General features: G+C 51.7%; 18 protein-coding genes. 9 read left to right on the top strand and 9 right to left on the bottom strand.

Annotation, left to right across the window (positions count from 1 at the left end; all coding sequences use genetic code 11):
* The first annotated feature begins 212 nt into the window (after positions 1-212).
* The 5 genes from METTU_RS11125 to METTU_RS22450 all read left to right on the top strand — a co-directional run bounded on the left by METTU_RS11125 (position 213) and on the right by METTU_RS22450 (position 12,045).
* The gene (locus tag METTU_RS11125; RefSeq protein ID WP_254257895.1) at positions 213-1,394 is read left to right on the top strand and encodes an efflux RND transporter periplasmic adaptor subunit; all 1,182 of its coding nucleotides are present in this window, start codon (positions 213-215) and stop codon (positions 1,392-1,394) included.
* A gap of 86 nt (positions 1,395-1,480) precedes the next feature.
* A complete protein-coding gene (locus METTU_RS11120; protein ID WP_006891669.1) occupies positions 1,481-1,978 on the top strand; it encodes an endonuclease domain-containing protein in 498 nt (165 codons plus the stop codon).
* Positions 1,971-5,087, top strand: coding sequence for an efflux RND transporter permease subunit (locus tag METTU_RS11115; RefSeq protein WP_006891667.1), 3,117 nt, complete (start codon positions 1,971-1,973; stop codon positions 5,085-5,087). Before METTU_RS11120 ends, METTU_RS11115 begins: the two co-directional genes overlap by 8 nt.
* Before the next feature lie 256 nt (positions 5,088-5,343).
* Positions 5,344-8,802, top strand: a complete 3,459-nt coding sequence (locus tag METTU_RS22455) for a PAS domain S-box protein (RefSeq protein ID WP_169624891.1) — start codon at positions 5,344-5,346, stop codon at positions 8,800-8,802.
* A 540-nt stretch (positions 8,803-9,342) separates the two neighbouring features.
* Positions 9,343-12,045 (top strand): PAS domain S-box protein, encoded by a 2,703-nt coding sequence (locus METTU_RS22450; protein ID WP_006891664.1) that lies wholly within the window; start codon positions 9,343-9,345, stop codon positions 12,043-12,045.
* A 118-nt stretch (positions 12,046-12,163) separates the two neighbouring features.
* On the opposite strand, the gene METTU_RS11100 is transcribed toward METTU_RS22450, so the two are convergent.
* The 6 genes from METTU_RS11100 to METTU_RS11075 all read right to left on the bottom strand — a co-directional run bounded on the left by METTU_RS11100 (position 12,164) and on the right by METTU_RS11075 (position 18,921).
* Entirely contained in the window at positions 12,164-12,490 is a 327-nt protein-coding gene (locus tag METTU_RS11100; RefSeq protein WP_006891663.1) for an EthD family reductase, read from the bottom strand.
* Positions 12,491-12,895: 405 nt separating this feature from the next.
* Positions 12,896-14,257 carry a L,D-transpeptidase family protein gene (locus METTU_RS11095; RefSeq protein ID WP_150107778.1) on the bottom strand — a complete coding sequence of 454 codons (1,362 nt, stop codon included), beginning with the start codon at positions 14,255-14,257 and terminating at the stop codon, positions 12,896-12,898.
* 178 nt (positions 14,258-14,435) lie between these two features.
* A complete protein-coding gene (locus METTU_RS11090; protein WP_006891658.1) occupies positions 14,436-14,792 on the bottom strand; it encodes a DUF4870 family protein in 357 nt (118 codons plus the stop codon).
* 126 nt (positions 14,793-14,918) lie between these two features.
* Positions 14,919-15,392 carry a nuclear transport factor 2 family protein gene (locus tag METTU_RS11085; protein ID WP_006891656.1) on the bottom strand — a complete coding sequence of 158 codons (474 nt, stop codon included), beginning with the start codon at positions 15,390-15,392 and terminating at the stop codon, positions 14,919-14,921.
* A 170-nt stretch (positions 15,393-15,562) separates the two neighbouring features.
* Complete coding sequence (locus tag METTU_RS11080; protein ID WP_006891654.1) at positions 15,563-16,372, bottom strand: sulfite exporter TauE/SafE family protein; 810 nt, start codon at positions 16,370-16,372, stop codon at positions 15,563-15,565.
* Between the two features lie 221 nt (positions 16,373-16,593).
* Entirely contained in the window at positions 16,594-18,921 is a 2,328-nt protein-coding gene (locus METTU_RS11075; protein ID WP_006891652.1) for a methyl-accepting chemotaxis protein, read from the bottom strand.
* Here METTU_RS11075 and METTU_RS11070 point away from each other — a divergent pair.
* From METTU_RS11070 to METTU_RS11060, 4 genes are all read left to right on the top strand, one after another.
* The gene (locus tag METTU_RS11070; protein WP_040579747.1) at positions 18,920-19,150 is read left to right on the top strand and encodes a hypothetical protein; all 231 of its coding nucleotides are present in this window, start codon (positions 18,920-18,922) and stop codon (positions 19,148-19,150) included. The genes METTU_RS11075 and METTU_RS11070 overlap by 2 nt on opposite strands.
* Positions 19,151-19,429: 279 nt before the next feature.
* Entirely contained in the window at positions 19,430-19,558 is a 129-nt protein-coding gene (locus METTU_RS24825; protein WP_302050580.1) for a hypothetical protein, read from the top strand.
* 695 nt (positions 19,559-20,253) lie between these two features.
* Positions 20,254-21,132 carry an EAL domain-containing protein gene (locus METTU_RS11065; RefSeq protein WP_006891650.1) on the top strand — a complete coding sequence of 293 codons (879 nt, stop codon included), beginning with the start codon at positions 20,254-20,256 and terminating at the stop codon, positions 21,130-21,132.
* A gap of 64 nt (positions 21,133-21,196) precedes the next feature.
* Positions 21,197-21,976: a class II glutamine amidotransferase gene (locus METTU_RS11060; RefSeq protein ID WP_006891648.1), complete on the top strand. Its 780-nt coding sequence runs from the start codon at positions 21,197-21,199 to the stop codon at positions 21,974-21,976.
* 79 nt (positions 21,977-22,055) lie between these two features.
* On the opposite strand, the gene METTU_RS11055 is transcribed toward METTU_RS11060, so the two are convergent.
* The 3 genes from METTU_RS11055 to cysI form a co-directional block, all read right to left on the bottom strand.
* Positions 22,056-22,499, bottom strand: coding sequence for a GNAT family N-acetyltransferase (locus METTU_RS11055; RefSeq protein ID WP_217182820.1), 444 nt, complete (start codon positions 22,497-22,499; stop codon positions 22,056-22,058).
* Position 22,500: 1 nt separating this feature from the next.
* Complete coding sequence (locus METTU_RS11050) at positions 22,501-22,815, bottom strand: type II toxin-antitoxin system TacA family antitoxin (protein WP_006891643.1); 315 nt, start codon at positions 22,813-22,815, stop codon at positions 22,501-22,503.
* 188 nt (positions 22,816-23,003) lie between these two features.
* Positions 23,004-24,725, bottom strand: coding sequence for an assimilatory sulfite reductase (NADPH) hemoprotein subunit (gene cysI, locus METTU_RS11045; protein WP_006891641.1), 1,722 nt, complete (start codon positions 24,723-24,725; stop codon positions 23,004-23,006).
* Between the last annotated feature and the right edge of the window lie 45 nt (positions 24,726-24,770).

Raw genomic sequence — 24,770 nt, 5'->3', positions numbered from 1 at the left:
AGTATCGGCGCGCTGCGCCGCGAGTCACGACCAACATCTTGCGTATACGGGACGCAGCGCGTCCAGCACCGCATTCCCACGCAGCGCGTGGGAACGAGGGGTAAAGCTTTTTATTCGCACGAAAACACGAAGTTTATTTCTTCGTGTTCTTCGTGTCTTCGTGGTGAAAATTATTTTTTTAGCCCGTTTTATTTGGATTTACCTGATTATTAATGAGAAAACACTGGATGCTTGAAAATAGCCGGTTGAAAATCCTCCTGCCCGTTGCGCTGTTGCTGGTCGGCATCGGCTGCGCCTGGGCTGTTATCGCCACGCGTCCCCAAATGACGCTGCAAACGCCGAACGCCGAAGTGCCGCTGGTTACCGTCATTCAGGTCGAACCGCAAACGCTGCGGCTCGACGTTCATTCTCAAGGCATCGTCACGCCGCGCAATGAAATCGATTTGATACCGGAAGTTTCAGGCAAAATCATCCAGCTTCATACCGATTTTGTCACCGGCGGCTTTTTTACCCGCAACGACGTGTTGGTGTCCATCGACCCGCGCGATTACGACTACGCTATCGCCCAAGCCCAGGCACAAATCGCCGAAGCCAAACGTCAACTGGCGATGGAAGAAGCCCAAGCCGAGCAGGCGCATAATGAATGGCAAGCCTTGGGCGAAGGTATCGCCACATCGTTGGCGATGCGCGAGCCGCAACTGGCCGAAGCGCGCGCCAAACTCAAAGCCGCCGAAGCCAGCCTACTGCAAGCTCAAATCAAACGCAGTCGCTGCGAATTGCGCGCCCCTTTTACCGGACGCTTGCAGACCAAATTGGCGGGCCTGGGGCAGACTATCCAATCCGGCGAAAAGCTCGCCCATCTCTATTCCACCGATCTTGCCGAAATCAGGTTGCCGTTACCGACCGACCAACTGGCCTATCTCGATTTGCCGCTGGGCACGGGCGACAGACAATGCGGTGCATCGTCCCTGCCCTGCCCTAAAGTCATCCTCACTGCCGACTTCGCGGGTACGCCGCAAACCTGGGAAGGCCGCATCGTGCGTAGCGAAGGAAAGCTGGACGACACCACCGGCGTCCTCTATGCGGTCGCCGAAGTCATCAACCCCTACACGCAAAAAGACGATCATCCGCCGCTGCTGGCCGGGCTGTTTGTGCAGGCGCAGGTACAGGGCAAAGCGCTGCACAACCTGTTCGTGCTGCCCCAAAATGCAATCGATGCCGCTCAGCAAGTGTTGGTGGTCGATACCGAGCTACGCCTGCACCTCCGCCATCTTGAAGTGCTGCGCAACGAGCCGGATCGTATCCTGGTGAAAAAGGGATTGAACGCGAGCGATCGGATTGTGACCTCCGGTATCCAGGTGCCTGTGGAAGGCATGAAAGTCAGGGTTGAATGATGGTCACTTGATGTTCAAGTGTTTAAGCTTAAAAAAGCAGGAAAACGGATAAGCTATTAACCAACTTTGTTTAGTGAAGGTGAACTATGAATAGTCGCGACAAAAAAAGCCCCTCTCCCTCAGGGAGAGGGGTTGGGGAGAGGGTGAGCCAACTCGACCATGCTAAACATTTGCGCGCCAACCAAACCGATGCTGAGCAACGGCTTTGGTATCATCTTCGCGCTCATCGCTTCATGAATTTAAAATTTAGACGCCAGGCCCTAATAGGCCCATTTATCGTTGATTTTGTCTGTATGGAATACAAGCTGATTGTTGAAGCGGACGGTAGTCAACATGGCGGCGATGACGATGCGCGACGAGATGCATGGCTTAAGAAACAGGGTTTTACCGTACTGCACTTTTGGAATCATGATATTTTGCAACAGACGGATGTTGTTTTAGAGGCTATCCGTCAAGGATTTATTGCCCTCTCACCCTCTCCCCCACCCCCTCTCCCTGAGGGAGAGGGGAGTAAAGACGCATCCGCTAGAACGGGCTTCGATGTGTCGAGTTACACTATCGCTAACCCGAATACTCATGAATAGTCCATCACAATATCAATCTACCGGCCTGTTGGCCTGGTTCGCCTCCAATCCGGTGGCGGCCAATCTGTTGATGATTCTGATCATTATCGGCGGCATCGTCGGTTTTAGAGTGATGGATAAGGAGGTATTCCCCCGCTTCAGCCCTCGGCAGATCGATATTATGGCCGCGTATCCGGGAGCCGGTCCCCTGGAAATCGAGGAATCGGTGTGCGTCCGTATCGAAGAGGCGATCGTCGATATGCCGGGCGTCAAGCGGCTGGACAGTGCGATTCGCGAAGGTGAATGCACTGTTAGTGTATCGATATTGCCCGATTACGATCAGGAGCAGATCATCAATTCCCTGCGCGGACGCATTCAAAACATCCCCCGACTGCCGAAAAACCTGGAAAAAATCGACATACAGCCGGCCACGCGCAATGGCGATGACGGCGTTATCTGGGTGGCTTTGCACGGCCCCACCGATCCGCTCACCTTGCAGCGTTTCGGCGAGCGCTTCCGTGCCGACCTTGAACAGATTCCCGGCGTGCTTCGGGTGCGTAATTACGGCGAGATTCCTTATGAAATCGTTATCGAGGTCGCTGCCGCCAAACTGAATCAATATCACCTGTCCTTGCACGATGTCACCGAAGCGGTGCGCCGCGCCTCGCTGGATCAGTCGGGCGGGCTGGTAAAAACACCGTCCGGCGAATTGCAGCTTAGGGTGAAAGGAAAAGCGCAGGATGCGGCAAGCATCGGCAACCTGGTGCTGCGTACCCATGCCGACGGCACGCGACTGCGTCTTGGCGAAGTCGCCGTGATCCGCGACGGCCTGGAAGAGCGGCTTTCGGAATGGCATCATAACGGCGAGACCGCCCAAGGCTGGGAAATCCATACCCAATACAGCTCCGTCGAAGTGGCGCGCCGCGTTAAGGACTATGTCGCCGACATGCAGCCGCAACTGCCGGAAGGTTTGCTGATGACGACCTGGTGGGATGACTCGCAGGCTTACGACGAACGGGTGCGCACGCTGGTGGAAGACGGCCTCGGCGGCTTTGTGCTGGTGTGTTTGGTGTTGACCTTGTTTTTGCGGCTGCGCGTGGCTATCTGGGCCGGTGTGGGCATTTTCACCTCGGTGCTCGGCGCGCTGTGGCTGATGCCAGCGCTGGATGTGTCGCTCAACATGTTGTCGTTGTTCGGCTTTCTGCTGGCGATGGGCATCTTGGTGGATGACGCGATTATTATCGGAGAAAGCGTGTATTCGCATCAGCAGGACGGTCAAGATGCCGAGGCCAGTCTTGCCGGTGCGATTCGCGGCGTACAGGCGGTGGCTTTGCCGGTGATTTTGTCGGTGCTGGTGGCTCTGGTGGCCTTTTTGCCGGGATTGTTCCTGCCCGGATGGGCGGGGCAGATGATGAAGCCGATCTGTCTGGTGATGATTTTGACACTGGTGTTTTCGCTGATTGAGGCGCTACTGATTCTACCCTCGCATCTGGCCGCGCCTAATCGCGCCGGAACAGCTTCTTCCGGACTGGAACGTTTGCGGGAAAAGCTTAACCGCGGCCTGGAGCGGTTTGTCGACCGCTACTACCGCCCGTTTTTACAACGCGCCCTGGACTGGCGTTACCTGACCGTCACCGGTTTTATCGTATTGCTGCTGCTGTGCGGCGCATGGCTGGACAGCGGACGGCTGCGCATGTCCCTGCAGGCGGATGTGACCAAGGACAGTTTCTGGGTTTCCCTCGCCTCGCCTCAGGATATGCCTTACAGCGAAGTGCGCAACCGGGCGCAGCAGGTGGAACAGGCGTTTTTCGCCCTGCGCGATGAACTGGACGGTGTAGGCAACGCAAACCATGAGCTCAAAAAAGCCAGCATCGTAGTCGGGCTGGAAACCATGATCTTTGAGCACGGCGCGGGCTTTTGGACCGAATTTTCAGCGGAGGGGCGGCAACGGATAGTCGTCGAGGATTTTATCAACGAGTGGCGCAAACGCGTCGGCGACTTGGGGCGCACCAAGATCGATTTTCTTTACAAGGAAGGCGATGTACCTTACGACATCGAGTTCGATCTCGGTACCGCCGATCCTGAGTTACTGCCCAAAGCGGCCGAGACACTTAAAAATACGCTTGCCGCCTATCCGGGCGTTTACGACGTGGTCGATTCCAGCGAACCGGGCAAGCCGGAAATCCGCTTGACCTTGAAACCGGAAGCGGAGCGCTTGGGTTTACGTCTCGAAGATTTATCCGCGCAAGTCCGCCACGGCTACTATGGCGACGAAGTACAGCGGTTGCAGCGCGGGCGCAATGAAGTCAAGGTGATGGTGCGTTATCCGCGCCGGGAACGCCAGTCGCTGGACAGTCTGGCGGCGCTGCCGGTGCAACTGCCGGACGGCCAACACGCGCCTCTGGGTACGTTGGCAAAAGTGACATTAACCCCCGGCGTCGCCAAGCTGATCCGGCAAGACCGCCGCCGGGTGCTGAAAGTGCAGGCGCGGGTCGACCCGCAAAAAGCCGATGTCAACGCCATCTATGCGGGACTGGAATCCGGGGCATTGAAAAACCTGCGCTTGAATTACCCCGGCCTGAGCGTCAGCATCGGTCAAGAACGTCAGGAACAGCAGGCCATAACGGGGGCGTTAGGGCAATACACCCTGATTTCGCTGCTGGTGATTTACGTGCTGATTGCGGTTCCGTTCCGATCCTATCTAAAGCCGCTGATTTTCCTGCTGGCGGCGCCGGTCGCCTGGTGCGGCGCGGTCATTGCGCACGGGCTGGCGGGCTTGCCGTTATCGATGGAATCGTTGGTCGGGATGATCGCGGCCAGCGGCGTGGTCGTCAACGACAGCCTGGTGCTGCTGGATTACATGAAAGAACACCACGATCCGCAAAAACCGATCACGGAACTGATTTGCGAAGCATGCACCTCACGGTTCCGGCCGATCTTTTTGGCCTTCCTGACCAATTTCGCCGGATTCTTACCGGCTCTGCTGGAAACCAGCCCGCAAGCGCAATTTTTGATTCCGATGACCTTGTCCCTGTCTGCGGGCCTGCTGTTGGGCATGACCGCCAGCCTGATATTAACACCGGTTTGTTATGCCATTTTGGGTAAGCAAAAAGACGCGGGGCTATCCTAATTATCTTAAAAACCGCGGTCGATCCACGAAAGACACGAAATTGCGTTGATTTAGCCATTCACCCTTTGGGTGACGACCTACAGTGTGGTATCCCTTTGAATATTTTCGTGCTTTTCGTGGACAGTGCTTAACGTCAGTTAGTAAACAGGGCCTCCTATCAACTTTATTGCCGTCAAAATCGGGAATTACGATACCATAGGGAAACATTATAATCATTGATTAGACCTCTATGTCCGAACGCGACAAGTGGGTACAGATGTTTGACCTTTTAGATATTAAAAACTTCATTCCTCATGGCTATTGCCTGTCGTGGAGTCCCGTATTACTTTGGCTGCATGTCACCTCAGACCTACTGATCACGCTCGCCTATTATTCCATTCCCCTGATGCTGGTCTACTTTATCCGGCGGCGTAAGGATTTCCCCTATTCGTGGCTGGCGGTCATATTTGCCGGATTCATTGTCGCCTGCGGCACCACTCATTTACTGTCGGCTATCACGATCTGGATACCGTTATATTGGCTGGACGGCTTGCTTAAAGCCTTTACGGCCATTATTTCGATCGCCACCGCCGTGCTGCTGCTAAGCGTTATTCCCCGCGCCTTGTCCAGACCCAGTGCCGCACAACTGCAAGCGGAGATAGAACAAAGAAAAACCGCCGAGAAAGCGCTACGCATCGCTAATGTTACGCTACAGAAAAATATCGCGCGCACTCAGCTATTGCTCGATTCAGCGTTAGATGGAATCGTCAGTATGGATCATCACGGCAACGTAACAGGCTGGAATGCCCAAGCCGAACATATTTTCGGTTACTCCAGCGAGCAGGCATTAGGACGTGAAATGGCGGAGTTAATCGTTCCGCCTGCTTATCGGGAAAAACACAGGCAAGGCTTATCGCGCTTTCTGGCGACAGGCACGTCAAACATTATCGGTACGCGCCTGGAGATTACCGGTTTGCGTGCCGATGCTTCGGAATTTCCAATGGAGCTGACTATCGGCGCGCTGAAACAAAAGAACAACTATTTTTTTAGTTCCTATATTCGCGATATTAGCGAGCGCAGAATAATCGAAGATGCGTTGCGCGAAAGTGAATATCGCTGGAAATTTGCCATTGAGGGTTCCGGCGACGGGGTATGGGACAGGGACATTCAGACCAATAAAACCAAGTATTCCAGCCGCTGGAAGGAGATGCTGGGGTATGCCGAAAACGACATCCTGCCTGCTCACCAGGAATGGCTAAATCGAATTCATCCCGATGACCAGTCGTACGTTGCAGGCGTGCTACAAGCATGCTTGACTGGAAAGACGGCCATTTATGTCAGTGAACACCGATTGCGCTGCAAGGATGGCAGCTATAAATGGATTCTGGCGCGGGGCACGGTGGTCAGCCGGAGCGAAGACGGCAAGCCCTTGCGCATGATCGGCACGCATACCGATATTTCGGAGCGCAAACAGGCGGAAGAAGCGCTACGACAAAGCCGGAAGGAGCTGCAAGAAGCGCAGCGAATCGCCCATATGGGCAACTGGCAGCTGGACATGACAACTCACCATGCCGTTTGGTCGGAGGAACTTTACCATATATTGGGATTAAACCCGGAATTGCCGGTGCCGGGTTACACTGAGCACCACCAGTTTTTCACTCCCGAGAGCTGGGAACGCTTGAGCGCCGCTATGCTCCACACACAGGAAACGGGGGGGCCCTACGAGCTGGAGCTTGAGATGGTCAGGGCAGGCGGCACTCACGGGTGGATGTTGGCGCGCGGGGAAGCCATGCGGGATGGCAGCGGTGCTATTGTCGGACTCCATGGCGTGGCGCTGGACATCTCCGAACGCAAGCAGGCTGAGCGGGTGTTAAATCAACTCAAAGCCATGATTGACATATCCCTGGACGGGTTTTGGATAGTCGATTTAGAAGGTAATGTACTGCAAGTTAATGAGGCTTACGCAAAGATAAGCGGTTATTCGGTTGATGAATTGGAGGGCATGCATGCCAGTCAATTGGAAGCGATAGAAGAATCGGAGCAAATAAAAGCGCATATGGCAAAAGCGGTTGCGATGGGCTATGAGCAATTCGAAACCCGCCTCCTCCATAAAAATGGACATACCATTACTATTGAAGTATCTGCCACCTTCCTGCCTGAGTTTCAGCAGTTTTGTGTATTTTGCCGCGACATCACCAAGCGCAAACGGATGGAAGACGAGCTAAAAGCCAGTGAGCTAAAATTCCGCTCGATTATTGAGGCTTGCCCGGTGCCGATGGCGTTGAATGACGAGCACTTGAACATCTCTTTCCTGAATCCGGCATTTGTGCAAACCTTTGGGTACAGCGTCAATGATATTCCCACTCTGGCGGACTGGAGGCAGAAAGCCTACCCTGACCCTGATTATCGGCACTGGGTCGAGACTGCCTGGCAAGCGGTACTGGAGAAAGCCAATCAGGAACAGACCGAATGCCTGCCAATGGAAGCGGACATTCACTGCAAGAATAACCGCATTAAAACCGTGTTGCTGACTGCCGCTACGATTCACCACAGCTTTACGGGTGAGCATCTGGTGATACTGTACGACATTACCCCGCGCAAACAAATTGAAGCCAAATTCAACGCCATTTTTGCCGCGTCGGTGGAAGGCATTATCACTTACGATATGTCTGACGTCATCGTATCCGCTAATGCCGCAGTAGAAGCTATTTTCGGCTATAAACCGGAAGATCTGGTGGGTTGCAATATTAACAAGCTCATGCCGGCATCGCCAAAGGCAATGAGCGATTGCGATTCATCCCAGGCAGCAGAATCTATCGGTCAAATTCAAGAAATTGAAGGCATTCACAAAGACGGTTCCGCGGTGCCTCTGGATCTATCCATAGCGGAGTTTTCTATCGAAAATGAGCACTACTTTACCCATATTGTGCGTGATGTGAGCTTGCGCAAACACCGAGAACAGCAGGACAAGGAGCACCTGGACGAACTCGCCCATGTCACTCGCCTTGGGCTGATGGGCGAAATGGCGTCGGGCATTGCCCATGAAGTCAACCAGCCGCTGGCTGCGATTTCCAGCTACACCCAAGTCAGTCTAAACCTTATTAACGTCGGGCATCCCGATCTGGCAAAGCTCGCCGAGATCCTGTACAAAACCCAGCAACAGGCGTTAAGAGCCGGACGGATCATTCATCGCATGCGGGAGTTCGTCAAATCCCATGCAAAACAGCGCTCAACCGCCGACCTTAATACGCTGATCCATGATGCTGTCGGCCTGTGTATCGATGAACTTAAACAAAACAACATAAGACTGACATTTGAACTGGAAAACAATTTGCCGTCTATCTCTGTCGATCAGATACAAATTGAACAGGTCCTCATCAACCTGATCCGCAACAGCGTTGAAGCCTTGCAAAACTTATCCTCGGAACGGCAACGCCACTTAACCATCCATAGCCACCTGGTTCCCAATAATGTTATTCGGGTCAGGGTGAAAGACAATGGACCGGGACTTGACGAAGACCAAAAACAGCAAATATTAACGCCTTTTTACACCACCAAGTCAGACGGCATGGGCATGGGGCTATCCATCAGCCGCTCACTTATCGAAGCCCACGAAGGTACGTTGCATTTCAATAGCAAACCGGGAAAAGGCACCACTTTTTATTTCACACTGCCTACACAGAGAAAAACCCGATATCTGCCATTCAACTCAATAGAGGATGAACGTGACTCATAGGTAACTGTACTTATTGATTGACGAAGTTGTTCTCTCTATCCTAAAGGCACGTGTACAACACCCACCGATTTTTTAGAGCGATCGGTTTATGGCCTATGATTAAGCAGAGCACCGGTTGTTATGCCTGTGTTTTATCATCAAAACTGGACACCCGCTATTTTTTAACTCTTCAATGACGGGTTGATTGTAGATAGGTTCGGAATGTTTCAGCTGCAAGGTTTCTTCCGATATTCCCGCCACATCAGGGCGACAGATTGGAATGAGGTACGATCTCAACGTTCATAAGGTATCGAGGCATTGTGCCAGGTGGACTGAACACTACCAGATTTCAGTATGCCTGCATGATCGTTTACGGCCTTTTTAATGCGCTCGACCTTAAGCCTGCTTCAGCTCCTGAGTTATAAAGGGCTGATCGGTATAAGGCATTGACGCTCAAGCATGTTTTAGACTCCTGTTTTTTATGACGGCACACGGAACGAAGGGCGCTTTAAGTCATCCCGAAATGACATTCCTTTCCACACTTCACCCCATACCTGGAAAATGCAAGCATTAATTGATCACCTTTTTAATATTAAAGACCTCATTCCTCATGGCTATTGCCTGTCGTGGAGTCCGGTCTTGCTTTGGCTACATGTCGGATCGGATCTGCTGATCACTCTCGCTTATTATTCCATTCCCCTGATGCTCGTGTATTTTATCCGGCAGCGTAAAGATTTTCCCTATCCGTGGCTGGCAGCCATGTTTGCCGGATTTATTGTCGCCTGCGGCACCACGCATTTACTGTCGGCTATCACGATATGGATGCCGTTATATTGGCTGGACGGCTTACTTAAAGCCCTTACGGCCATTATTTCCATCGCCACCGCCGTGCTGATGATCTGGATTATTCCCCGCGCCTTGTCCAGACCCAGCAGCGCACAGCTGCAAGCCGAAATACAACAAAGAAAAACAGCCGAAACCGCACAGCACGAGGCTTTCGACCGGCTACAGAAAATAGCGTGTCAGTTGCCCGGCATGGTCTTTCAATTTCGCTTGCGTGCCGATGGCAGCTCCTGCTTTCCTTTCGCCAGTGAAGCCATCTGCGATATATTCAGGCTCAGTCCGGAGGACGTTCGCGAGGATGCGTCCAAGGCATTTGCCCTTGTTCACCCGGACGACTACGGCAGTATCGGTCCTGCCATCCGGAAATCAGCGCGAAACTTGACCCCGTGGCATCATGAATACCGTCTCAGGTTTGCCGACGGTACAGAACGCTGGCTATTCGGTAACGCCTTGCCGCAACGCGAAGAAGACGGTTCGGTGCTTTGGCACGGCTTCGTAACCGATATCAGCGAACGTAAACGGATGGAGGAAAAACTGCACGACAGTGATGCCCTTAATGTCAGCATACTTGACTCGCTGGCCTCGCGTATCGCCGTGCTGGATGCACAAGGTGTTATTGTTGCCGTCAACAAAGCGTGGCGGCAGTTCGCCAAAGACAATGACTTACCGGAATCCCGTCAAAATATGCTGGGGCTTAATTATCTGGATATATGTAAAAATGGCTGTAGTCAACCTCATTGCAATGATGTAAATCCTGCTCAGGCCGGTATTGCGGCAGTGCTGACGGGCGAGCGGGAAACCTTTAATTTAGAGTATCCTTGCCGCTCGCCCACTCAACAGCGCTGGTTTCACATGAATGTATTGCCCTTGCAAGGTTCGCATCGCGGGGTTGTCGTCAGTCATGAAAATATCACCGAGCGCAAACTCATGGAAGATGAACTAAAAGCCAGCGAGGCTAAATTCCGCTCGATTATTGAAGTTTCCCCGGTGCCGATGGCGCTGAACGACGAGCAATGGAACATCACCTTCCTGAATCAGGCGTTTGTACAAACCTTCGGTTACAACGTAGACGATATACCCACGGTGGCAGACTGGCAGTCGAAAGCCTACCCCGATCCGGACTATCGTCGCTGGGTCGATACGACCTGGCAATCGGCACTGAAAAAAACCAAACAGGAACAGACCGACTTTCCTCCTATGGAGCTGGCTATTCGCTGTAATAACAACAATATTAAAACCGTGTTGGCGAGTGCCGCTGCGATTCATCACGATTTCGCAGGCGTGCATTTGGTGATTATGTACGACATTACCCAGCGCAAGCAGATTGAAGCCAAACTCAACTCCATTTTTAATGCGTCAGTGGAGGGCATTATTACTTTTGACATGTCCAATATCATCATATCCGCTAATGCCGCAGTAGAAGCTATTTTCGGCTATAAACCGGAAGATCTGGTGGGTTGCAATATTAACAAGCTCATGCCGGCATCGCCAAAGGAAATGAGCGATGGCGATTCATCCCAGGCAGCAGAATCTATCGGTCAAATTCAAGAAATTGAAGGCATTCACAAAGACGGTTCCGCGGTGCCTCTGGATCTATCCATAGCGGAGTTTTCTATCGAAAATGAGCACTACTTTACCCATATTGTGCGTGATGTGAGTTTGCGCAAACACCGGGAACAGCAGGACAAGGAGCACCTGGACGAACTCGCCCATGTCACACGCCTTGGGCTGATGGGCGAAATGGCCTCGGGCATTGCCCATGAAATCAACCAGCCGCTGGCTGCGATTTCCAGCTATACCCAAGTCAGTCTAAACCTTATTAATACCGAGCATCCCGATCTGGTAAAGCTCGCCGAGATCCTGTACAAAACCCAGCAACAGGCGTTAAGAGCGGGACGGATCATTCATCGCATGAGGGAGTTCGTCAAATCGCATGCAAAACAGCGCTCAACCGCCAACATTAATAATTTGATTCACGAGGCTGTCGGCCTGTGTATTGATGAACTTAAGCAAAACGACATAAGACTGACATTTGAATTGACAAACAACCTGCCGACTATCTATGTCGATCATGTGCAGATTGAACAGGTCATCATCAACCTGATCCGCAACAGCGTTGACGCCTTGCTAAACTTACCCGAAAAACGGCAACGCCAATTGACCATCCATAGCCGATTGACGCTTAATAATGACATACAGGTCAGGGTAAAAGACAATGGGCCGGGACTTGACGAAGAGCAACAACAAAATATATTAACGCCTTTTTACACCACCAAGACAGACGGCATGGGCATGGGACTATCTATCAGTCGCTCACTTATCGAAGCCCATGAAGGCACCTTGCATTTCAATAGCCACTCCGGCAAAGGCACTACCATGTATTTTACCCTGCCCATACGGAGAAAATCCGGCACGCGTTAACATAGCAGCGGATAGCGCGGTAGAGGAATGCGGAGTAAGCCCCAACGTCATCCCCAATACCGCGCCAAAATCCGGGCTTGAGGGGAGATTTGACCGTTCTCCCCTCGATTATCAAGGTCTAAAAGTCAAAGCTTTCAACTTCCGCAATTAAAAACACCGGCGCGCCCCCCGTTGAAATTTCAACCGCGTGCGCCGCTGTTTCTTGTCCTCCGGCTGAATTCAAACACGCTTCCAATGCTTGCATGGACGGAAAATAAACTTCCGCAATGCGATGAAAAGGCGCGGAGGCGTTGCCTGGACTGCCCGTTATGAGGGACGCAACAAAGCGGGTTTTTCCTGCCAGTTTTTCTACAGCCATGGGAACGTGCTCATTCGCATAGCGTTGCTCAAACGTATCAAGGTTGGTCGGATGTGGGTACATGACGATCAGTTTTGCAGTTTTCATAGTTTTCTCGTATGGTCTTGTTAATGGAGGCTCTATCTTATAAGCGATACAAGGTATTTGTATAATACCGGCTTGCTATGAATGAATAGGATTTACCTATATAAAGCCTATCCTGTGACAATGTACCCCTTAATTGCCGGTTTAAGGCGACTTCCGATAAAGATCATCCCATCAAGAATCTAATCCTTAGGAAAAACAGGTCCACGAAAATCACGAAAGACACGAAAAAAAAGCAGTCAAAAGAATCCGTTTTGCGAGGTTTTTCGTGCTTTTCGTGCTTTTCGTGGACAATTCTTCGGGAAAAATCGGAAGCGAAACGCTTGGATTTAACCTTGATGCATTGCCCTCCTCGGCTATAGCGTGATAAAGCAACCCCCTACACTTGGCTCAAAGGATCAATCCTGCCTAATTCACCGACGTTAATCGCGGCTTTACCGGCTCGCTATCAATTTCAAAATCCATTTTGATGCGTTTTGCCGCGGCTTTCATTTCCGTTTTGCTCTTAAATGGCCCGGCGATAACCTGGTAGGCATCGTCCTTCTGGATTTTACGGGCCGGTATGATCGGCCCTTGATGATTAAGCATGGTTGCCAGTTGTTGCGCCTTGGTTTCGTCATTAAAGCTGGCCACCAAAATGGCCCAGTCGCTGTCTTTTAACTCACCGGCGACAGGTTGGTCGTAGAACTGCCCCGGATGTTTCAGCTGCAAAGCGTTTGCCGACAGTTCCGCCACATCAGGACTTTGCACCAGTATCGGCGTGGGAATACCGTCCGAACGCTGGAGTATGCGTTCGACTTTTTCCCAATCGACGGCCACGCCTTTTTTGGCGCTGAGTTCATGCAAATCCTTCACCACTTTTTTTCTTAGACCGGCTTTCTCCTTGGCCCATTTCGGCAAAGGTTCATGCGCTTCGAGGTAGAGCATGTCCTCATGCCACGCGGTCAAATAGGGCTGATGAATGATGCGCACCGGCATGCCGACCGTGGCTTTTTTGAACAACACTTCAATGTCCTCCGGGTAAAGCTGCACACAGCCGTGACTGATCTGCATGCCGATACCATAGGGTTTGTTGGTGCCGTGGATTAAATAACCGGGAAAGCCCAGACGCATTGCATAAAGTCCCAACGGGTTATCAGGCCCTGAGCGAACGACCTTGGGCAATGAATCGCCTTTTTCGGCATGTTCTCGATGAATGGACTCGGGAACATTCCAGCTTGGATTGGCATCTTTGGCGACGATGCTGGTCTGTCCCATCGGCGTATTCCACCCCTGACGGCCAATGCCGACCGGATAGGTGTAAACTTTGTCCGGCTGTTTTTTGGGATAGTAAAACAGGCGCATGTTCGCCAGGTTCAGCGCTATGCCTTTATGAGGCGAATCGGGAAGTATGAATTGCAAAGGCAACAGAACGCGACTGCCCGGCTTGGGTGTCCAGGGGGAGACGGCGGAATTGGCTATGCTGATGTCGTTATAGCCAAGGCCGAAATGCCGGGCAATATCCGGCAGGGCATCATTTTCGCGGGTGTCGATTGCAGCAAGGCTGCCGACCATGTTTTCGCCGTCAGGCAGTTCGAATTCGTGGGTGACTACGGTTTCCGATTGCGGCTCGGGAAACTCGATGGTTACCGTTTTTTCCTCGTCTTCGGGAAAAAACGACGACAAGGTCTGACAGCCGCTGAGCAGCGTTAATCCAATCGCCAAACCGAGTGACAGGGCTGACTTTTTAATTTTGAACAGGTCAATTCTAAAGTTTTCTTGGCTAGTCATAGAGGTAAGCGCGAGTAGAGTTACAAACGCTAAGTATAACCAAGAGAACATTAAGATAGGCCGCGGTAAACATTAAGAAATGATTAAATCCGGGTTAAAAAGCACGGCCTTGAGGGACCTGACTGAACCTCCGACAGGACAAACTCCGTTTAGCCCTCGGCGTTTGAAGCTTGCCTAATCATTCGCTAACCGGCCGGTCAGAATTCAGCGCACTCCATCCGACTACGATCCTGTATACCATCAGCACTACCGTTGCAATCAGGATAAAAAGCCCGATACCGAACTCAAACGTTAAGCCCGACAATGCAAGACCGGCCAGAGCTATCCACACGGTCTTGATCTGCCAGTCGAAATGGGATTCCAAAAAGGTTCCCTTAACGTCATCCTGCCTCATAAAGTTGATAATCACACCCACCAGCAATGGCAACCCGGCAAACGCGAAAGCCAGCACCTGACACAGATACACGGCCGTTGCCAAGCGCTTTAATGAGTGCAATTTTTCAATATCGGTTTGATCAGTCGAACTTTCATTCATACCCCACCCGCCTGTTGATTTTTCTGTTATGACAACCCTAAAAAACGCGTTGTCCTCCTTCTTGGTTATAAGCCTTATCACAGATAAATCAAGCGGCGCCAAACTCATTTTATGCTTTAAATAAGCTCAAAATCCGAGTTCGGACAGGCCGGGGTGATCATCGGGTCTCGGCCCCGGCGGCCAATGAAATTTCCGCTCCGCGTCCGCTATCGGCAAGTCGTTGATGCTGGCTATGCGTCGTTTCATCAGGCCGTTTTGGTCAAACTCCCAATTTTCATTGCCGTAAGATCGAAACCAGTTGCCCGATGCGTCATGCCACTCATAGGCGAAGCGCACCGCAATACGCGCATCGTGAAAAGCCCACAGCTCTTTTATCAGGCGGTAATCCAGCTCCTTGGCCCATTTTTGCTGGAGAAATTGCACGATCTGATCGCGGCCGGTAAGAAACTCGGCACGGTTACGCCATTCGCTATCAACGGTATACGCCAACGCTATTTTTTCCGGGTCATGCGTATTCCATGCATTTTCGGCGGCGCGTACTTTTTGCGCGGCCGTTTCGGCAGTGAATGGCGGCAACGGCGGACGGATGTTTTCAGTCATGTTCTGATCCTCTTGTAACGACTCAGCAGTTAAAAAAATGGAACGCTGATGCCAAAAGTAAGCGCCTCCAGGCGACGCTGATAATTATGATCAAATAGGATTTAATCCGTGTTCATCATATTCATCCGCGGCATCTGCGTTCCATTATGTTTGAGAACGCTTTTATTGGTTTATTGCAGTACGAATTTAAGCCCGATCAGCAACAGGATGGAAGCCAGAATCGGCCGTAAAATTCTTTCCGGGATCTTTGCGCTCAGGTGGCTGCCAATCCAGATGCCGGGCAAAGAGCCGATCAACAGGCTGCCCAATAAAACCAGGTCCACGTTACCCAGACTGAGGTGACCCAGCCCGGCGACTGCGGTGAGCGGAATGGCATGAGCCAAATCGGTGCCGACAATTTTCAGCGTGGTCATTCGGGGATAAAGGAACAGCAGCGCGACAGTACCCAGCGCACCGGCCCCGACAGACGACAGCGTCACCAATATGCCCAGCACGGCGCCGATCAATACGGTGGCGGGTATTTGCAAATGTTTGAAGCGACCGGCATTTTCGGGAGTGCTATGCTCATCATCAATAGGCTTAAGCTTCGCCGCCCGGCTTAATAACACGCTACGCACTATCAGCGAAAAAGCGGTCAACAGCAGCGCAACGCCCAGCGTAAAGGTAATCGCCCCTGTGGTTTCCTTACCGACTTCCATAAAATGTTTGAGTACAAACAAGGTAGCCAAGGCAAAAGGTATGCTGCCCAGCGCCAGCCAGCCGACGATTTTCCAGTCGACCGAGCTGTGTTTGTTGTGATGCACCCACACGCCGCCGGTTTTGGTGATGGCGGCAAACAGAAGGTCGGTACCCACCGCGACGGCGGGTTTGAATCCGAACAGGAAGACCAGCAATGGCGTCATCAGCGAACCGCCGCCTACGCCGGTCAAACCCACCAACAGACCTACTGCAAGACCGGAAAAAGTGTATCCCCAATTCATAAAAACGCGCCCTTGTTTTAATGCGTTAAAAAAATACGCATTATAACAGGCGAGTAGTTCTATTTTTTAAGAGTTGTTGTCCTATGTTTGTTTGATTTCTATTTCAAAATGAAGTCTGTTTCAAATCACTGCGCTTTAGACCGATCACTCACGCTGCAAATATTGAGCAATCGATCGACTATTTTGGGTTTATTCACTTTCAAGCGACTGATCGTTGTCATTTAAAACTCTTCCCAGCCGCCGGCATCAACGGTTGCCAACTGCGCTTTATGCTGGGTTGCAGGCGCTGTCGAATGAGGAATAAGTCGGTAAGAGCTGCCTGAATGGTCCCCCACTTTAAAGCCGCTCACCGTGACCGCCAGGTTTTGCGCCTGTTCTTCCAACGATTCCGCCGCTGCCGCGGCTTGCTCCACCAAAGCGGCATTTTGTTGGGTTACGTCGTCCATTTGGGCGATGGCTTGATTGACCTGCTCAATGCCGGAACGTTGTTCAGCGGAGGCGGAGGTAATTTCGGTCATCGTATCGGTAACGCCGCGAATGGAGGCGACGATTTCCCTCATCGTCAGCCCTGCCTGATTAACCAGCTTACTGCCTCCTGCAACCTTATCGACCGAATCATTAATCAGGTTTTTAATTTCTTCAGCAGCCGTCGTAGCGCGCTGCGCAAGATTTCGCACTTCAATTGCCACGACGGCAAAACCTTTGCCCTGCTCTCCCGCCCGGGCGGCTTCTACCGCGGCGTTGAGGGCAAGTATGTTGGTCTGGAAAGCGATGTCGTCGATCACCGAAATAATGTCCCCGATTTTACGTGAAGACTCATTGATGTCATTCATGGTCGCAACAACCTGGCCGATCACGTCAACGCCTTTGCCGGCTATGTCGGATGCGTCAACGGCGAGCCGGTTGGCATGCTGGGCGTTTGCGGCATTATGCTGCACGGCGGAGGTCAGCTCTTCCATGCTGGCGGCGGTTTGTTGCAGGCTGGCGGCTTGTTGCTCGGTGCGGTATGACAAATCATTATTGCCTGAAGCGATTTCTTTTGTTCCGGTGTTAATGCTGTCGGTGGCGTCCTTGATTTGGCTGATAATATCTTTAAGCTTTTCCACCGTGGTATTGGAGTCGTTCTTGAGTTGCCCGAAAGTACCGGCATAGTCGTTGGTGATGGTTTCGGTCAAATCGCCACGGGACAAGGCGTTGAGGATACGCACCACTTCATTGAGGCCGGTTTCGCTGGTTTGCACAAGCCGGTTGATGTCTTCGCCCAAATGGCGCAAAAAACCTTCCTTGCCATTCACATCGAATCGCATGCTGAAGTCCCCCATAGCGGCGGCTTCGACAATCGCCGCGACCTCATTCTCCGCCGTTACCTCGTCGGTGCGGTCATGCCACTCGGCTACCGTGCCGAGTCGTTGACCTTGTTCATTGACGACCGGATTGGCGGTCACCACCATCGAGCGACCGCCTACCGTCATATTGGCCTCATAGGCGCCGGTTAAGGCGTTGAGCATGTTTGCCTGATGCGAGGGATTTTTGTGGAAAAAATCCATGTTGGCGCCGATCAACCCATTCATTGAGAATTTCGATAATTGCCGACCAATTTCCGCTTCGGCCTTGCCAAAAATATTGATCACTTCCCGGTTAACGTAGATGATGTTGCGGTCGTTATCGGCAATCATGACCCCGGTACTGACATTGTCCAGCGCGATCTTGACGCGCAGGGTTTCGTCCGCCGCTTTACGGTCTGCCGTTATGCGCGCCAGCAATTGTTGTTGCATGGTTTCCATGGAGCGCAACAAATCCCCGATCTCATCGCTTTGGTGAATGTCGATACTGGAGTTCAGGTCGCCATCGGCAATGGCTCCCGCGACCTGTTGGGCGGTTTTGAGCGAGCGTAAAATGCCGCGACTGACCCATACGGTCAGCACTATCGCCATTGCAACACTGAAAGAGAAAATACCCAGCAAACCGATGTTGTATCGGCCGGTCATCGCCTGCGCCTGCCGTTCGTCCTCGGCATTGCGCGCCGCTGTATAGCGCAACAGCTCATCGATAACGACACGATGTTGGTCATAGGAGCGACGCATTTCCTGAAAACCGGCGAGTGCGCCGTCGCGATCTCCGGCCTGGATTGCAGGCAGAAACCGTTGTTCGGCCTCGGCATAAAAAGCCTGCGCGGGCAGGTAAGAACGTTCAAGCAATAAATCATGAAGCTCCTGATCCAACGGCTGGGTTAACCAAAAGCTGTGACGGGCATCATATGCCGATCTCAATTTTTTAAATCGCGATACCAGTGCTTGCGTCTTCAGATCATAAAAGTCTTCGGCAACTGTCAGTTGCAGCGCCACCATATAGGATTCGATGATGTATTCGGGCGGCGGCAGCACATCGGCAATAATGTCTTTACCTTGCGCAATCCGCTGGTAAACCGGCCCGTTAACATTAAGCGTGGTCATGGCCTTGAATGTCGCAATGCCGAACAGCGAGAAGCCGATAACCAAAGTGCCCAGGATCAGTATAAAGCGTATTTTGATGGTTAAGTTCTTAAACATGATACGTTTTCTTTTCGATTTTATAGTTGCCGTGCTTGACGATGCGGCGGATTCAACCGGTTTCCCTGCCCTGGATGCCGGTGAGCTTGCAATGATCTTGCGCAGGTCGGTTAGCCTTTATCCAATTTCGATAAAACTTCAGCGCCAGGCAGCGGACGACCAAACCAATAGCCCTGAAAAGCGTTGCAGCCGCAACCGACCGGATAATCAACCGGCATGGTTCAGTTGAATACGACCGGTAACGAATGGACTATGCTGCCGAAAACTCGAATTCATCCCGCTTTCCAGACATGCAGTGAAATAGCCTGCTTTTTTTAATACCGACATGCCCCCTCCTCCCATCAACCTTATTGCCGGAAAATAGTTTAGTGCAGCATGTAATGAATAAAGAAATGATATTATTCGATGATTATGTCTAATAAATAGATACACAGCATTCGGCTTTTGTTACTTTCTACAGCCTTGCAAGACACGGCTTAGCGCCGATTATAGTTAGCCTAAATGTTCAATGGCTTTCAATACCGGCGGCAGTGTTTTTGCTTGTTGTAAAGGTAAAGGCAGTGGCGTGACCCGCTTTATGGAAAGCGATTTGTCCGGTCAAATCTTGATCATTAATAGAGCGGAATACGTCAGTTGAGTAATGCCGTTTCCGTAGGATAAAAAGATGCGGTCAGGGCTGCTGACCGCACAGAGAGGAAGGATAGCTAACTCTAATCCCTTTAGGAGAGGGAGCGCATACAAGAGTTGCATGCATTCTAATGACTAAATGCCGCCTTGAAAATGTGACCGATTGCCGCGCGACAATTTGCCTCTACAAATGGCGCGCTAATTGCTTTGTATCCAGGTTTGTGCGATGGAAATGGCGCAACGACTGGGCTTAAGCAATCCATCAGGTGAATTGCCGGTGCGCTTCCCCCAGAAAAGCAGGTCATATCACGCATAATCCGCTTCGCCCATCGAATGAAGGAAGTCCCAAAAGAGATTTAAAAAGCTTTGTTGCATGAACCGCGCTTTTTATCTATTTATTAGATGCAACTATCGAATAATATCGTTTTATTAAAAGTAAAAATCCCCCTAAGCTATATCCAACCACAAAGAACTGCCGTAAAAAATAGTACGGCAGTGTTTGCAACGTGTGTTTGATGTCATTTTTATGTGTACCTCCTCTCTGTACAAGGATCGTTTTCGGGGCGGGTTTCGACCCGCCTTTTTTTTTAAACCGGAAAAGGTACAAATTCTTTACGATTTGAATCCACTGCAATACAGCCCATACAACCTGAAGCGGAACATCCGCCGATAAGTACACCCTTTATCAGACCTGAGGATAAATTCATGCCATTACAAAATCTAGTTGAATATTTCAATGACCGCTTCGGGCAAGAGCATCGCTCCAGTTTTCGTCCCTTTCTTCTGGAAGAAGGAACAATAAGCGCGCTGTTCGGTCAAATCAAAATAGGCAGTGTTTTTTCGCCAATACGCCTGGCGCAAAAACCCGCCGAGATCGTCGGCCACGCCGCGAAACTTAAGGTTTCCACCCATGAAGTCCAATACCTGTATTCGGACGAAATTGAAAATTTGCTGAGTAACCATCCTCACCAAGCCAGCGATTTTGAATCCATCATCAATTTCGATCGCTTATCCCGCACCGTGCATATGCTCAATTACCTGCCCATCACCCATTTGCAGGGCGCGCTGTTCGTGGAAGTCGATCCGCGCCATATACTGGGCGTTAAAAAGGATCACGGCGCCTATTTTGAAGAAGTAATCGGGCAATGCGGCCTGGAAACCAAGAATGTCGTCATCATCATGGCGGTAAACAGCAACTATGCCCGGCATTACCAGGAACTGGTCACCGGCCTGGATAATTACCGGCACAGGGGCTATCAAATCGCGCTTAAGTTCGATTATGTCGCGCAGGAAGGCCAATCGTTCGATCTGATTAGCAAGCTGTCCCCGAATTACGTCAGTTTGTCGGCGCGGCATCTTGACCATGTCCGCGACAATGCCATGTTTGAAAAATTGCGCGATTTAAAAGCGCTGGTCGTTTCAACAGGCGGGCAAAGCATCCTGCAACAAATCGATCAAAAAAAGTCCGATCTGCTGGCTCGCAATACCGGTTTCGATCTGGTGCAGGGCAATTATTACGAACGCGCCTCGGCACCGGTATTTTCGCCGGAATCGCTTGATGTCGGAGTCAGCGCCAATGGCTAGCGTTCGGGATTAAAAACGAGAGTTTGTAATGGCGATAGCCGTCATGACATTGTGAGGAAAGTCCATGTGTGAATTATTGGGTATGAGCGCGAATGTTCCGACCGATATTCGCTTCAGTTTTACCGGCCTGATGCAGCGCGGCGGACGCACCGGACCGCATCGGGATGGCTGGGGCATTACCTTTTACGAAGACCAGGGTTGCCGCACCATTAAAGACCCCGCGCCCTGCTGCGACTCGCCCATTGCCAAACTGGTTCAAGCCTGCCCTATTAAAAGCCGCGCCGTTATCGGCCACATCCGGCAGGCTAATCGGGGCCCTGTTGCCTTGAAAAACACCCATCCCTTCACCCGCGAACAATGGGGCCGTTTTTGGACTTTCGCCCATAACGGCCAATTAACCGACTATCAGGCCTTGCAACAGTCCGGGAAACATCTGCCGGTCGGCGATACCGACAGCGAAACGGCATTTTGCTGGCTGCTCAACGAACTGGATCGAAAGTACCCGCACAAACCCGCAAACATGCAAGCCATGTTCCGTTACCTGGGCGAGCTGTGTCTCCAATTGCAGCAGTTCGGCATCGTCAACATCCTGCTTTCCGATGGCGACTATTTGTTCAGCTTTTGCAGCAACACCTTGCACTGGCTTACCCGGCGCGCGCCATTCGGGTTGGCCCGGCTGATTGACGAAGATGTCGCGATCGATTTTAATCAGGAAACCACGGCCAATGATGTGGTCACCGTCATCGCCACGCTGCCGCTAACCAGCAATGAACAGTGGCATAAAATGGAAGCCGGTTATTATCTGCTGTTTAAGAACGGCGAATGCGTTGGCGACAGCGCATAGGATATTCCGGCGCTGTCTCTGGATCTCGTCAAGCCAGCGGCGGCTATTGCTCGATTGCATTTTCTCGGTCACTTGCGGCTTAAGGGATATCCGCGATAGGCATGCACAGAGTAAGTGGAGCATCGGGGAGCGCTACAAACCCATAGCGGGCATAGAAAGTTGCCAATTCTGTATCCTTTGCATCGACAAATAAAAAGCTGCCGCCAATTAAGCGAGAGGCCGTTTTAACTTGCGTCATGGCATCAAGCAACAGACGTTCGCCATGACCTTTCTTTTGCTCCTGGAGCGATACAGCTAAACGGGCAAGCGTCATTGCAGGCACATTTAAGGGGAGGGATTTTTTCATGTTTTTCGGCAATGCTTCTGTGAGCATGAGGCCTCGGATCGCAAGTGAATAATAACCGATGATTATTTCGTCCTGCATCAGTACAAAGGTGCGGGATATATTTTTTTTCTGGTGCTGCCGCGAAGTATTTTTTAGCCAGGCATCAAGGGCTATATTGCCGCAATTAAAACTGTTCAAGTCATGTGATCGATCTAGACTCCGTATTGATAAAGCCACTTTCTACCTCGTTTTTATAACGCTCGGATGCCTTTGCCAAAACACTATTGGGGGCAGATGGCTTCTGAAGCATTGCGAATAACATGGCGGCATCTTTACGGGTCAAGCTGATTGTCGTTTCACGCGCAATAAGCTGCTCAGCCCTTTCAAGCGCGGCTTGAACCACAAATTGATTCAGCGTAGCGCCCGTTAAATCTGCTGCCTCTTGGAGTTTCTCTTGTATTGACAGAGAAACCCTTGCCGTAATACGGCCTCGTTCTATTGATTTTTGCTGCATATGAATTAGTTACCGTAGTTACCCATAACCTATGTTAGGTCGATATTGGCGTGTCGATATTTTTTTCACTTATCGGAAATTTAATTATGTCATAGTGGTGACAATATGACACCATATTTTACAGTCTCGCCTGAAAAAATTAAGGCCTTCAGGATAAGTCGCCCTATATCGACAACAAGCTTGAACCGTTACCAGTGAAAATCCTTACCCGCCAACACAGCTTTGACATAACCGGCCTTGATCACAAAATCGCCGAATCGTTCGCCCGGTTCCCGCTCTTGGGCATACCGTTGAATAATAGGAGTTAGTTCGGCAAGAATCTGTTCCTCATTGATATTCTCGCGGTACAGCTTATTCAGGCGTTGGCCGTAAAAACCCGCGCCCAAATACAGGTTGTACTTGCCCGGCGCTTTGCCGATAAAACCGATTTCCGCCAGCGATGAACGCGCGCAGCCATTCGGGCAACCGGTCATGCGGATCAGGATCGGATCGTATTCAAGTCCAGCCTGTTTGATGATCACATCGAGCTTATCGAGCAGCGACGGCAAGTAGCGCTCGCTTTCAGCCATGGCCAGACCGCAGGTGGGAAAAGCCACGCAAGCCATCGAATTCAGGCGCAACCCGGTCTGGTCATGAGTGTCGGCCAGCCGGTATTTTTCCAGCAGGGCGTCGATGACCGGTTTCCGTTTGCTGCTGACCTGCCCGATAATCAAATTCTGGTTGGCGGTGAGCCTGAAATCGCCGTCATGCACTTTGGCAATCTCGCGTAGCCCGGTCATCATCGGGTAATCCTCGGTGTCGAGAATGCGGCCGTTCGGAATAAACAAAGTGTGATGCCAGGCGTCGTTAGCGCCTTCGACCCAGCCGTAGCGGTCGCCGGAATGTTCGAATACGAAAGGTTTGGGCGGCTCCATAGCCCAGCCCAAGCGCCGGTTGAGCTCGAACTTTAACCAGTCGAGGCCCCGGTCCTCGATGGTGTATTTAAAGCGCGCGTGTTTGCGATTGGTTCGATCGCCGAAATCGCGCTGAATCTTGACGATTTCCTCGGCGACTTGCAACGTTTTGTGCTTGGGGCAATAGCCGATCACGTCGGCCAGACGTGGGTAGGTCGACGTCTCGCCGTGGGTCATGCTCAGTCCGCCGCCGACGCTGACGTTAAAGCCAAGCAGATGATCGTCCTCGGTAATGGCGATAAAGCCGAGATCGTTGGCAAACAAATCGACATCATTGCTCGGCGGAATGGCCAGCGCTATCTTGAATTTGCGCGGCAGGTAGTGTTTGCCGTAGATCGGCTCTTCGTCCTGTCGGCTTGAGGACAGCAGTTCCTCGTCCAGCCAGATTTCATGGTAGGCGGTGGTCCGGGGCGTCAGATGCTCGCTGAGGCGGCGGGCATATTCATAGACTTCCCCATGCAACCGCGATTGGTACGGATTGGGATTGCACATGACGTTGCGATTCACGTCCCCGCAGGCGGCAATGGTATCCAGCAATGCGGCGTTGATTTCGGCAATGGTTCTTTTCAGGTCGCGCTTGACGATACCGTGCAGCTGGTAAGCCTGTCGCGTGGTCAACCGGATGGCAGGGTTGCAGTAGGTATTGGCGATGCGGTCCACTTCCAGCCATTGCATCGCTGTACACACGCCGCCGGGTACGCGGATGCGCACCAGAAACTGGTAGTGCGGCTCCAGTTTTTGTCGGCGGCGCTCGTCCCGCAGGTCGCGGTCATCCTGCTGGTAAATACCGTGATACTTGGACAGCTGGGTGTCGTCTTCGGCCAGCGCGCCGGTCAGCGGGTCTTGCAGGCTCTTGACCAGGGTGCCGCGCAGGTAATTGCTGGCGTCCTTGATCCGCTCGACTTCAACCCGCTTGTTTAATTCTTCTTCCAATTCTTCCGGCGTTACATAGGCCATTGTTTAATCCTCATTGAATACACATCCCATTGATAACGTTTACGG

The sequence above is a fragment of the Methylobacter tundripaludum SV96 genome, assembly GCF_000190755.2.
GTDB lineage: Bacteria > Pseudomonadota > Gammaproteobacteria > Methylococcales > Methylomonadaceae > Methylobacter_A > Methylobacter_A tundripaludum.
Note: the sequence above shows the minus strand (reverse complement) of the source record. Positions and strands in the feature narration are given on the sequence as shown.